The following is a 12,532-nucleotide window of genomic DNA, read 5'->3' as shown; positions in this document are numbered from 1 at the left end:
GAGGAATAAGCTATTGCAAAGACTTATATAAAGTGGTTCTTGAATTTTGATTAAAATTAGGGAATGTTAGATAATAAGATTAATAGCTTAAAGATTTTTCGTGAAAAACTTACCATAACTTGGTCAAGATTCTCCTTGAAAGACAAGAACTAACCTTTACTCCCTGAATTTGCTTTTAACTTGACACTTATGAACACTTCCCAAAATCACCATAAAAATTTACCTTGATTAGTATTGCTTGTAGAAGTGGGTTAGAGATGCATTTAGATATTATTATTTATTGGCAAGCGCTTTTGTTACTGAATGAACTATGTTACACAATGTTTCATCTTTAATTTTTCTATATTCTCTTACTAATCTTGATATTTCTTCGCTGCCCACATCGCTACGGAAGGCATTATCATGCAAGTCTTCAGAGGCTTTGGTAAAAAAATATGACATATCAACGGACAGTGCTTCTGCTAACTTATATAGCCTATCAACTATAAGCCTTACCTCTCCAGTTTCATATCCTTGTATATGCTGAAATGAAATTCCAAGCTTTTTTCCTAAGTCCCTTTGGCTAAAACCACACATTAGCCTTCTTTTCCTTATCCTTTCACCTATTTGCTTATCGATAGGATGTTGTATGGTCATTTTACGTATCAGAACTACGTAACCTTTTGCTCTTAATTTCGTTATATCCTTTGACTAGTTTTAGTATTTCTTCATCGTAACTTTCATGTGAGTCAGCATGCATACTGGTAAAGAAATCAGCAACATCAATCGATAGGGCTTTTGCTAAGTCATATAGTCTACTGGCTAAAATGTAATTTGAACCATTTTCGTACCTTTGTATCTGTCTATATGAAACACCTATTCTTTTTCCTAATTCAGTTTGTGTCAAACCACAGTATAACCTAAGTTCCTTTATTTTTTTGCCTAATTCCACCTTTCATTACTAATTCTAGCTGTTCAAGCTTACATTAAATTTTTTAATTTATGAAGTAGAAAAAAAGAAGGAAAGTTAGAGAACTTTCCTTCTGGTTTACAGATTACAATAAACCACTGTCATAAAAACTAAAGTGGCTCTTTTGTGTTACGATTATATGATCTATCAATTTCATTCCTACATTTTCACAGGTTGCAGCTAATGTAAGTGTGTTATCTTCATCCTCCTTTGATGGCTCTATATCTCCGCTTGGATGATTATGTGAAATTGCAATAGATGCTGCATCAATCAGTAATCCCTGTTTTATTATTTCCCTCACATACAGAGGTACTCTGTCTATAGTTCCACAGTCTTGAATATACTCATATATTAAATGACCACTTCTATCTAAGTATATCACTCGTAAGCTTTCCTTTCTTGACTGCCCTATTGCTGCTTTAAAGTATTTTAGTAGCTCTTCTCTATTATCAAGAATCGACAGCTTTTTTAACTTACCTTTCAATATCCTATCAAAAATCTCTTTCAGGCAAAAGATACTTGCTATTGCTCCATCGTTCATTCCTGTAACATTTTTTAGCTCATGAAAATCAGCATTAATTACTCTCCCTAAACTACTAAAGAGCTCCATTAGCTTTTTGGCAACTTCTCTTCCTTCTGTGTATGCAGATAGATTACGTTCCAGTAGCTCATAGTCAAGCAAAGATCTACCTCTGCTTGATAGAATACGAGTTTCTAATTTCTCTTTTCTCTCACTATTATTCATAAAAACCTCCAAGATCAACATTATATACAAATTCAACGCCAGCTTTCTGACGCAGTAGTTCTCGAGGAATAACCCTTTTGAACTCTAAATTTGCAATGTTGTCCTTGTTGCTTGGGCACTGGGATGACACCCTACTTAACCGTCATACCGCCGCGGTATCTCTTAACATAGATCCCGCTAACACGTAGCGGGATGACGGTTGTCGTTTAGCTATAAACATTAAGAAATTTATCAAACGAAAAAAAAGGCAAAAGAAGCCCTAGTCATTGTCTATTTTCAGTATTGGCGTTTTTTAAGTCTTAAACGCTGCAATTTAGCTGCTTTTAAATGCAACTAACCTTAGCTTTAATATTTAAGAAATTTACTAGGCAGAAAAAAAAGGCATAGAAAACCCGTGGTAGCTAGTTATTACACTCTCTATTTTAAAATTTGACGTTGGGTGATGTCTTGAACGCTCTATAAGCGCGTTTCAGCTTATGTAGGTAAAAACCTAGAAATTTTATAAAGACATACGGTGCACATAGTGCAAAAAATTAAACAATAGTACGCCAAATACAAGTTTTCTTGTCATTTTAATCTGCTGCAGAGATTGCGAAGTTAAATGAAATAGCTTCACTTTCATGATAAGGGGGCTGGTGGAGTTTGTCAAGCAAGTTTTTCTTTCCCGTGAATTCCCTTTGAAGTTGAATATTGAAAATTGACTGGAGAGTTGTGGATTACTTTGTATATGTCATAACAAGCCATGGCACTCTCGGCAAAACCACTTAGTATCAACTTGAGTTTGCCTGGATAAGTAGCTATATCTCCGATTGCATATATTCTATCTCTACTGGTTCTAAGTGTAGCTGGGTCGACAATTATGCGGCCATGTTCTAACTCTATACCCCAACTGTTTATTGGCCCAAGATTCATTGACAATCCAAAAAATGGCAGCAAAAAATCAGCGGATATTTCTTTTTCTTCCTTAGAGGCAATGTTTTTTACTATCACTGCGCTCAACTGCCCATTACCTCCTGCTAGTTCGTGTAATTGATATGGCACTACCAGTTCTATCTTTCCATTATTTTCAAGTGATTCTAATTTATTTCTAGTTTCAGGAGTGCAGCGAAATTCCTTTCTTCTATGTATCACATAAATTTTCTTTGCAACTTTAGAAAGTTCTACAGTCCAATCAGCTGCAGAATCACCCCCCCCTGCAATGACTATAGTTTTGTCCTGAAAATCAGAAATTTTATTTACACTGTAAAATACAGATTTATTTTCGTATTCTAATATACCACTTAAGGGTGGACGGTTAGGTTCAAACATTCCGTTACCTGCAGCAACAATAACAGCCTTACATTTTACCTCTGTACCTGTGTTAGTTATGATAGTAAAGCTTTGATCACAGTTATTCGAAATCTTTTCCACTTTTTGACTTAAATGGTAAACAGGCTCAAATGGTGAAGCTTGCTCCATTAATTGCTCAATTAATTTTTGGGCAGTAATTACAGGATAACCAGGTATATCATATATTGGCTTTTCTGGGTAAAGAGCTGTGCATTGTCCTCCTGCTTGATCCAAAACATCTATTATATGACATCTCATATCAAGCATTCCCGCTTGAAAAGCAGTGAATATTCCAATAGGCCCTGCACCTATTATTACTATATCGGTTTTCATATTCAGATGGTAATCTATTTATAGATATTAGCTTTCTTCGCTAATAAGGTCAATTTACAAAGGGATGTATTTTTAAAAGATGTGGCTAGATTAGATAAGATTTCCAGCGTTATGAACCACATAGTCCAAATAAGCTCTAAAAATCAGCTAACATCGCGGGATGCTGTGCGGACGGAATGGGATTCGAACCCATGGTACGCTCATCACGTACGTCAGTTTTCAAGACTGGTGCCTTAAACCGCTCGGCCATCCGTCCGTTTCTTTTCTATCACAACATTTGATTTTAAGCAATCTATAAAAGCTTTACTTGCCCACGCAAAAGTTGCTAAATATACTGTCCAATATTTCCTCAACATTAATAATTCCAATCACCGCACCAAGTTCAAATGCAGCAAGCCTCAAATCTTCAGATATCAACTCAATTGGATTATCGATATTAAAACGTTGTAAATGTTCCAGTGCTTTCTGCATGTGACTCCTATGTCTTTGCCGAGTAATCACAGGAGTGTCTCTATCACGCCCAAATTTTTCCTCTGCCTTCTTTTTTATGAGAGAGATCAACTTGTTTGTACCTATTCCCTTTAAAATAGAAATAGGTAGAAAATCTATGCCATTAACTTTTATATTGTGATCATTGATAACATCGTCAGCTTTGCTCAGAACATAAATGGTGTCATTTTGGTCTGATGTCATGCAAGTAGCTGACACTGGAATCCAGCTATGAACATTGTTTTCAGCACATGTTTCTAGAATCCATTGTCTATTGCATAATTTGCAAGTATTTTTATATCTGGATCCCAGTGTCACGCACTGGGATGACACCGTTTGTTGATTACAATATTTGCATAGTTGTGTGTCAAGCACTGGTACGACAGATGGTATATTGCCTGTGGCTTGATAATTGACATCGTGTCGTTGTTCAAAAGGAAATAGTTCTATTCTTAGATCAGCTTCAAAAGACCTCTTTTTTGCTCGACTTATGCCTTCTGATTCTATCGGGTCTGAACTCTCACGAATTCCAGCAGTATCAGAGAGAATGATTGGGTATCCGCCAATGTCAATATGAGCTTCAAGCACGTCTCTTGTTGTGCCTGCATATTCAGAAACAATAGCAATATCACGCTTGGCTAAGAAATTAAACAGAGTTGATTTACCGACATTTGGTTCACCAGTTATTACAATATGTAAACCCTCACGCAACCTTTCGCCCCGTCTATTATCATTTAAATGCTCTTGTATCAACTGCACGAGAGATTGCACTTCATTATTAATTTTTTCCAATTCACTTTTTTCTGCCAAAATGTCCTCTGGAAAGTCTATATATGCTTCGATTTTGGATTGTATCGTTATTAATCTTTGCCTCCAATTGCTGTATAGTCTCTCCAATTCTCCAGATATCTGCTTAATCGCTTGTTTAGCTTGCATTTTCGTCTCAGCATCAATTAAGTCTGCAATCCCTTCTATTTGCGTTAAGTCAAATTTACCATTTAGAAAAGCCCTAAGTGAGAATTCTCCAGGCTGGCCATAACAAAAATTTTTGATAATTCCTCCAAGATGATTTTTATGACTGCCTTGCTTCCATGCACTTGTAACTCTATAACGTCCTCGCCAGTGAAACTGTTTGGAGCAGGGAAATAGATGATTATTCCATTATCTATCAATTGATTGGAATCATCATATAGATCAACTAAAGTAGCAAATCTTGGTTTAATTTCTTTCTTAATATGAAAATGATTTAAAGCTTTAAACGCGTAGTTGCCTGAAATTCTGATTACTGCAACTCCTGACTTACCCAATACGGTCGATAAAGCGAAAATAGTTTCATTTGTGCTTGTCATTATTTATATAAACTGCTTAGCAATATTACACTTAAGAAACCAAAATACCTAATTTGAAAATATTCGAAATTTTTATCTATCTTGCTAGTTTATATTAATGCAGTACTATCATACTAGTGAATGTATTATATAGAAAAGCTGTAAAAGTCACTCAGGTGAAAATATTTATTTTGAAAACTGATAATATAATTTATAATTATCAACATAAGTTTTAAATATTTTATGCTCAAGAAATTAGCTTGGTATTGGTCTTTTGTAGAGTTAATTAAAGGGTTTGTTATTACATTAAAATATATGTTTAAGCCAAAGGTTACTTTGAAGTATCCTATGGAGAAGGGCCTTTTAAGTCCAAGGTTTCGTGGTGAGCATGCGTTGCGTAGGTATCCAAACGGTGAAGAACGATGCATAGCTTGTAAATTATGCGAAGTTATCTGCCCTGCTCAAGCAATAGTTATTGAAGCAGAGGAAAGAGAAGACGGTAGTCGTCGCACCACGCGCTATGATATTGATATGACAAAATGCATATACTGCGGACTTTGCCAAGAGGCATGTCCAGTTGATGCAATTGTGGAGGGTCCTAACTTTGAATTTGCTACTGAAACAAGAGAGGAGTTAATGTACAATAAAGAAAAGTTATTGCGTAATGGTGAAATTTGGGAAGACGCAATTGCACTCAGGTTAAAAAAGAATAGACCTTATTATTAATGTTCAGAGCTTATAACCCTGTTATCCATTATGATTTAGGGGCAGTGCCCACTAGGGGTGGTGTCATCCCAGTGCTTGACACTGGGATCTATCTTATTTTCATCATGGACATTATTTTAACATATGTTCCTAGAATCTGTTGTCCATTGCATAACTTGCGAATATTTTTATACTTAGATCCCAGTGTCAAGCACTGGAATGAACACCAGGTATTGGCTTTACTGATTATACAGGAGGTATGACAAATGATTAAAGTCTCTTTTCCGATTGAAAAAAGAATAGAGGAATATGACGATAAAGTCACTGGCTTTGATATATTACAACCGTATGCTTTGAAAGAAGCAGTTGCATTGAAAATAAACGGTGAGTTGTATGATCTCTCACGTGAAATTGAATCTGATACAGAGATAGAGGTGATACAACTGAGTGACGAAGCGGGTTTAGATATAATAAGGCATGATGCTGCTCACATAATGGCGCAGGCAGTGAAAGAGCTATTTCCTAATACTCAGATTACTATCGGCCCAACAATTCAGGACGGTTTTTACTATGACTTTGCTACAAGTCGTGCCTTTACTACGGACGATCTTACCGCAATAGAAAAGAAAATGAAAGAGATTGTAAAAAGTAACCACAGATTTGTTCGAGAGGTTTGGACTCGCAAACAGGCAATTGATTTCTTTAGTGATGTAGGCGAAAAATATAAGGTTGATATTATCTCATCCATACCAGAGGGTAAAAACCTAACTGTTTATAGACAAGGCGATTTTGTAGACCTATGCCGTGGTCCGCACTCACCATCAACCGGCAGAGTTAAAGCGTTTAAACTTATGAAAGTAGCGGGTGCATACTGGCGAGGTGATGCAAAGGGCCCAATGTTGCAGCGAATATATGGCACAGCATGGAGAAATAAGGATGAATTAAACGCTTATCTTGAGTGTCTCAAAGAAGCAGAGAAACGTGATCACCGCAAAATTGCCAAGGATATGGATTTATTTCACATCCAAGAGGAAGCTGTCGGGCAGGTTTTTTGGCATGAACAAGGATATATTTTATATAATGTTCTTGAGTCTTACATCAGAAAGAAGCTAATAAATAATGGCTATTTTGAGGTAAAAACCCCTATTTTAGTAAGCAAGGAACTGTGGGAAAAGTCGGGACATTGGGATAAATTTCGTGAAAATATGTTTATTGTTGATGAATCTGAAAGCAAAAAGCTAGCAATAAAACCTATGAATTGCCCTTGTCATGTGCAGATTTTTAATTCTCACACCAGAAGCTATCGCGATCTACCAATACGTATGGCAGAGTTTGGCACATGCCATAGAAATGAAAGCTCAGGCTCATTGCACGGACTGATGCGAGTGCGTGGTTTTACGCAAGACGATGCACACATTTTTTGTATGGAAGAACAAGTGAATTCTGAGACTATAAAGTTTTGTGACCTTTTAAAAGAAGTATATTCAGAGCTTGGATTCAATGAAATTTTTGTGAAATTTTCAGACCGTCCAGATATTAGAGCAGGTAATGATGAAGTGTGGGATAGAGCTGAAAAAGCGCTGCTTGAAGCCGTTAAAGAAGTGGGCTTGAGTTATAAACTTAACCCTGGTGAAGGTGCATTTTATGGTCCAAAGTTAGAGTTCGTTTTGAAAGACGCAATAGGCAGAAATTGGCAATGTGGAACATTACAAGTTGATTTCATTTTACCAGAACGTCTGGGAGCTTTTTATATAGGGGCAGATGGGCACAAGCATCACCCTGTCATGTTACATAGGGCAATTCTTGGGACTTTTGAGCGTTTTATCGGAATTTTGATAGAAAATTATGCAGGAAAATTTCCAGTTTGGCTTGCTCCAACGCAACTTGCTATTCTGACCATTACAAATGAAGCTGACGATTACGCCACAGAAATTAGCAATATTTTAAAAGAACAAGGTGTGAGAGTCAAGACTGATTTGACCAATGAAAAAATTAGTTATAAGATACGTTTGCATAGTTCAAACAAGGTTCCTATATTGTGGATTGTAGGCAAAAATGAAGTTACAAGTAAAACTGTGTCAGTAAGAAATTTAGGATCGGAAAGACAGGAGTCTTTTTCTTTGGAAAAGGCTACTGAATCGCTGTTAAAAAGTATTAATTTGAATTAAGGGAGTTAAAGTTTGCAAGTTAAAAAGAACAATAAAAACAGAATTAATGGATTCATCACAGCTAAGGAGGTACGCTTAGTTGATCATAGTGGTGAAATGGTCGGAATCGTGCCAGTAGAACGAGCTTTGGAATTTGCACAGAGTGTTGGTTTAGACTTGGTGGAAATTGTACCTGATTCAACCCCTCCAGTATGTAAAATTCTGGATTATAGCAAACAAAAGTATGATATAAAAAAGAAAGCAAGTGAAGCAAAAAAGAAACAAAAAACATTAACTATAAAAGAAATTAAACTGGGTCCTAATATTGGTGACCACGACTACGAAACAAAATTGCGTCAAACAAGGGATTTTCTTGTGCATGGACATAAAATTAAAGTCACAATGAGATTTAGAGGGAGAGAGCTTATAAATACTGATGTTGGACTGGAAAAATTAGAACGGCTAATTAGAGACACTGAAGATATTGCAAAGGTAGAATTGGCACCTAAAAGAGAAGGGAATCAATATTTTTTAGCTCTGGTTGCTAAGTAGCAAAACGGCTTAAGAAGTATAAGTAGAGTTAAATTATCGCTCTTTCTCTGATAACATGGCGAAAATGTCTTATTAATCCTTGAATTGGCCAAGCTGCAGCATCGCCAAGCGCGCAAATTGTATGTCCTTCTATTTGAGTCGTAAGATCAAGCAGTTTATCTATTTCATCAGGCTTAATATCTCCTGCCACCATCCTCTTCATAATCCTCCACATCCATCCAGTACCTTCACGGCATGGTGTGCATTGTCCACAGGACTCATGCATATAAAAGTGTGATAACCTCTCTATTGCAGCTATTATATCAGTTGATTTATCCATCACTATTACAGCAGCAGTACCAAGCCCTGATTGTGCGGTTCTTAATGAATCAAAATCCATTTCAATAGTATCACATATAGATTTTGGAATTAATGGCACTGAAGACCCACCAGGTATTACAGCAAGTAAATTATCCCAACCCCCTCGCACTCCACCTGCGTATTTTTCAATCAATTCACGTAGTGGAATTCCGAGCTCTTCTTCAACATTACACGGGTTGTTTACATGTCCTGAAATACAAAAAATCTTAGTACCAGTATTATTTGGTTTACCAAGAGATGCAAACCATTCTCCTCCGCGATTTAGAATATCTGGAACCATGGCTATAGTTTCAACGTTGTTTATTGTGGTTGGACAGCCAAAAAGTCCAACACCTGCGGGAAATGGAGGTTTCATGCGAGGAAAGCCCTTTTTTCCTTCAATTGATTCGAGTTGAGCTGTTTCTTCCCCACATATGTAAGCTCCTGCACCCCTATGGATAAACACATCAAGATCATAACCTGATTTGCAGGCATTTTTTCCAATTAAGTTTTCTTTATAGGCTTCCTCAAGTGCTTTTTTTAGAACTAAATATTCATTATAAAATTCACCCCTGATATAAATATACGCAACTGATGCGCTGATCGCTTTGCCGGCTAGGAGAATTCCCTCAAGTAACTTATGTGGCTCATATCGCAATATATCTCTATCTTTACATGTACCAGGTTCTGACTCATCTGCATTGACTACTAAATATGCTTTTGGGAGATTTTTGGGCATAAAGCTCCACTTAAGTCCGGTGGAAAATCCTGCACCCCCTCGACCTCTCAAACCAGATTTCTTTACTTCATCAATGATCTTTTCTGATCCTAAATCTAGTAACTCCTTTGTTTTTTGCCAGCTACCACGTTTTTTTGCACCCTTAAGTAGTGGAGTTTCTTTACCATTTAGGTTGGTGAATATTTTGTCTTGTTCTTTTAGCATGTTTTTCAAAATTTGTGAGTGAAGGAGTAACACTAAAAAAGAACTCCTCTCACGCTTGCTTGTCAATTTGACAAAATTAGCGATATAGAATGCATTTTATTAATCTTTACTCACGTAAGGATACACACCCAGTTGAGAACTTACAAGAAAAATTAAAGCAAATTTGTAGAATAAAATAGAATTGAGTCAATAAAAGATTTTTTGTTGTTACTAGGTAGTGTAGACATTCAACATAGTTAGAGTTATAATAGCCCCTTTGAAAAAGGGAAAGAGAATGTTATACGACTTAAAAAATGAGCAATGGGAGAGGATAAAAGACAGCTTGCCAGGAAAAGAAGGGGATAGTGGTAGAAGCGCAAAAGATAATAGGAAGTTCATAGCAGCAGTAATGTGGATAGGTAGAACTGGAGCACCATGGAGAGCATTGCCTACAGAATATGGAAAATGGTCAAGTGTGCATAAACGCTTTATAAGATGGGCAAAATCTGGTGTTTGGCAGATGATTTTCAACACGTTAGCTGTTAATGAAGACACAGAGTGGCTGATGATAGACTCAACAATAATCAGGGCACATCAACTCTCTCCTATCCCTGGAATAGTCAGTAGAAGTTGAAAATTTTCTAACAACTCTTTGTGTTGCTTTAATAGTTCACGTATGGAGTTTTTTATTTTTTCTATTTTTTGAGATATATTTATTGCAAGGTCTTCCCAAGCATTTGCAACTTCTTTAGGCAGTCTCTCTTTTTTTTCTAAATGGTTATTTACTAATGCCAATTCATCTTTTAACGCAGCCAAACAACGATAAAGATGTTTTAATTTTTTCTTTTCGGGAGAAGGTGGTGCCCAGCGAGTTGGTTCCTGCCTTTGGCAATAATCTGCAATAATTTCTGCATCAGTTTGATCATTCTTTTGTCGTACAAGCTTACTCCTTGCATAAGATTTTATGCAATAAGGATTTACAACACTAGACCTGCTGAAAAAGGTGATTGGAAAAATGATGTGAGAGAGGTAGAAGAAGAATAAGCAGATCAAGTAAGGAAAAAAAATGAGCTTTAGTTACTATAATATGAAAAAACACCCAAGAAACTTTCGTAATATAACAGGTTTAACTATAGAGGAGTTCGAAAAAGTAGTGGAAAAAGTGAGGTCTGGATAGGAAAAACAGAAAAAGTATCATGGTAGAAGATCAAAACTACCAACTCTGGAAGATAAGTTGTTTTGCGTAATTTTGTACTATCGCACTTACATAACACATAGATTTTTAGGATGCCTATTCAATGTACACAACGCAAATGTATGTAGGTTACTTAAGAGAATAGAGCCATTACTCGCCAAAAAAGTGACTATAACAAAAGATAGAAGTATGACGCCAGAAAAAATACTGAAGATTTTGGCTGATGTTACAGAACAGCAAATACAGAGACCAGAAGATAAGACCTGCTGCGAATCAAGCGATAAAAAAAAGGAAAGGAGGGTGACTAAAATCAAGGTTAACTAAAAGGCGTGCTTAAGATTTACAATACCAGCAATAATATTGAACCTCAGGTTATATTTTTTCTGAAAATTGCGATAAACATTCGACATAATCTTAAATATCTTTATCTCTCGGATCTTGTTTTCTACTCTCATTCTAAATGATGCTAATCTTCTATTATGCTCTGGAGTTAATGGCTTTTTACGATACTTTTTATATGGAATTATAACATTGCTTTGCAATTTTTGCCAACCTTGATATCCAGAATCGGCATGTTTTATGCTATCAAGTGGTAAATATTTTTCTTGTTTCCTTATGCGGAAATCACTAATTCTACCACGGTATGACTTTGACACTGATAAAATTCTTCCTCCTTCTTCGATAATAATCTCAGTTTTCATAGTGTTGGTTCTTTTTTTTCCTGAATATGATTTCTTCCGTTTTTTACTATCTTCTGGTCTCTGTATTTGCTGTTCTGTAACATCAGCCAAAATCTTCAGTATTTTTTCTGGCGTCATACTTCTATCTTTTGTTATAGTCACTTTTTTGGCGAGTAATGGCTCTATTCTCTTAAGTAACCTACATACATTTGCGTTGTGTACATTGAATAGGCATCCTAAAAATCTATGTGTTATGTAAGTGCGATAGTACAAAATTACGCAAAACAACTTATCTTCCAGAGTTGGTAGTTTTGATCTTCTACCATGACACTTTTTCTGTTTTTCCCATCCAGACCTCACTTTTTCCACTACTTTTTCGAACTCCTCTATAGTTAAACCTGTTATATTACGAAAGTTTCTTGGGTATTTTTTCATATTATAGTAACTAAAGCTCATTTTTTTTCCTTACTTGATCTGCTTATTCTTCTTCTACCTCTCTCACATCATTTTTTCAATCACCTTTTTCAGCAGGTCTTATTTTTCCTGCATAACCTCTACCATCTACGAATACATTGAAATTCTTTAAAATCTTTGGTAGCATCTTTTCCCCTTTGTAAAATTTACAATATTTCGCTATTCACGAGATGCGAACGGAAAGTAATCTGTTCAGCCAGATATGGTGGTGTAAACTCAAAGTCAAAATACACTTTGCCGTTTGCAATATTTGCCGGTGTATTTAACTCTGGTGTCGCATAGGGAGTGTTAAATAAACCATACGCGTCAAGTTAAGGAAAAGTGAGAGGAAAATTAGCAGAGAGA

General features: G+C 36.1%; 10 protein-coding genes, 1 tRNA gene and 4 pseudogenes. 5 read left to right on the top strand and 10 right to left on the bottom strand.

From position 1 onward, the window contains the following. Positions 1–273 precede the first annotated feature (273 nt). The 6 genes and pseudogenes from MWH06_06290 to mnmE all read right to left on the bottom strand — a co-directional run bounded on the left by MWH06_06290 (position 274) and on the right by mnmE (position 5,194). The gene (locus MWH06_06290; GenBank protein ID UPA54857.1) at positions 274–636 is read right to left on the bottom strand and encodes a helix-turn-helix domain-containing protein; all 363 of its coding nucleotides are present in this window, start codon (positions 634–636) and stop codon (positions 274–276) included. Between the two features lies 1 nt (position 637). Continuing rightward, positions 638–931, bottom strand: coding sequence for a helix-turn-helix domain-containing protein (locus tag MWH06_06285; protein UPA54856.1), 294 nt, complete (start codon positions 929–931; stop codon positions 638–640). Between the two features lie 103 nt (positions 932–1,034). Continuing rightward, positions 1,035–1,694 (bottom strand): DNA repair protein RadC, encoded by a 660-nt coding sequence (gene radC, locus MWH06_06280; protein UPA54855.1) that lies wholly within the window; start codon positions 1,692–1,694, stop codon positions 1,035–1,037. Between the two features lie 645 nt (positions 1,695–2,339). Next, complete coding sequence (locus tag MWH06_06275; GenBank protein ID UPA54854.1) at positions 2,340–3,356, bottom strand: NAD(P)/FAD-dependent oxidoreductase; 1,017 nt, start codon at positions 3,354–3,356, stop codon at positions 2,340–2,342. A 168-nt stretch (positions 3,357–3,524) separates the two neighbouring features. Then, positions 3,525–3,612: transfer RNA gene (locus MWH06_06270), tRNA-Ser, on the bottom strand. A gap of 47 nt (positions 3,613–3,659) precedes the next feature. Beyond that, positions 3,660–5,194 (bottom strand): annotated as a pseudogene (gene mnmE / locus MWH06_06265) (tRNA uridine-5-carboxymethylaminomethyl(34) synthesis GTPase MnmE). Positions 5,195–5,416: 222 nt separating this feature from the next. Here mnmE and nuoI point away from each other — a divergent pair. From nuoI to infC, 3 genes are all read left to right on the top strand, one after another. Next, positions 5,417–5,899: an NADH-quinone oxidoreductase subunit NuoI gene (nuoI, locus tag MWH06_06260; protein ID UPA54853.1), complete on the top strand. Its 483-nt coding sequence runs from the start codon at positions 5,417–5,419 to the stop codon at positions 5,897–5,899. A 245-nt stretch (positions 5,900–6,144) separates the two neighbouring features. Beyond that, positions 6,145–8,046, top strand: coding sequence for a threonine--tRNA ligase (thrS, locus tag MWH06_06255; GenBank protein UPA54852.1), 1,902 nt, complete (start codon positions 6,145–6,147; stop codon positions 8,044–8,046). A gap of 12 nt (positions 8,047–8,058) precedes the next feature. Continuing rightward, on the top strand, positions 8,059–8,577 hold the full coding sequence (gene infC, locus MWH06_06250) for a translation initiation factor IF-3 (GenBank protein ID UPA54851.1): 519 nt from the start codon (positions 8,059–8,061) through the stop codon (positions 8,575–8,577). Between the two features lie 28 nt (positions 8,578–8,605). Here infC and nuoF read toward each other — a convergent pair whose 3' ends face one another. After that, the gene (nuoF, locus tag MWH06_06245) at positions 8,606–9,859 is read right to left on the bottom strand and encodes an NADH-quinone oxidoreductase subunit NuoF (GenBank protein UPA54850.1); all 1,254 of its coding nucleotides are present in this window, start codon (positions 9,857–9,859) and stop codon (positions 8,606–8,608) included. A gap of 274 nt (positions 9,860–10,133) precedes the next feature. Here nuoF and MWH06_06240 point away from each other — a divergent pair, with 274 nt between their 5' ends. After that, positions 10,134–10,472 carry an IS5 family transposase gene (locus MWH06_06240; protein UPA54849.1) on the top strand — a complete coding sequence of 113 codons (339 nt, stop codon included), beginning with the start codon at positions 10,134–10,136 and terminating at the stop codon, positions 10,470–10,472. Here the strand turns inward: MWH06_06240 and MWH06_06235 are convergent. Then, positions 10,439–10,825, bottom strand: a pseudogene (locus MWH06_06235) (transposase). The gene MWH06_06240 and the pseudogene MWH06_06235 sit on opposite strands and share 34 nt — an antisense overlap. Positions 10,826–10,904: 79 nt before the next feature. Between MWH06_06235 and MWH06_06230 the strand changes: the two are divergent. Beyond that, positions 10,905–11,285: pseudogene (locus tag MWH06_06230) on the top strand (transposase family protein). A 68-nt stretch (positions 11,286–11,353) separates the two neighbouring features. Here MWH06_06230 and MWH06_06225 read toward each other — a convergent pair. Both MWH06_06225 and MWH06_06220 read right to left on the bottom strand, forming a co-directional pair. After that, positions 11,354–12,169, bottom strand: coding sequence for a transposase (locus MWH06_06225; GenBank protein ID UPA54848.1), 816 nt, complete (start codon positions 12,167–12,169; stop codon positions 11,354–11,356). A 164-nt stretch (positions 12,170–12,333) separates the two neighbouring features. Next, positions 12,334–12,468 (bottom strand): annotated as a pseudogene (locus tag MWH06_06220) (phage tail protein). Positions 12,469–12,532 lie beyond the last annotated feature (64 nt).

Source organism: Wolbachia pipientis, assembly GCA_023052945.1.
Lineage (GTDB): Bacteria > Pseudomonadota > Alphaproteobacteria > Rickettsiales > Anaplasmataceae > Wolbachia.
Note: the sequence above shows the minus strand (reverse complement) of the source record. Positions and strands in the feature narration are given on the sequence as shown.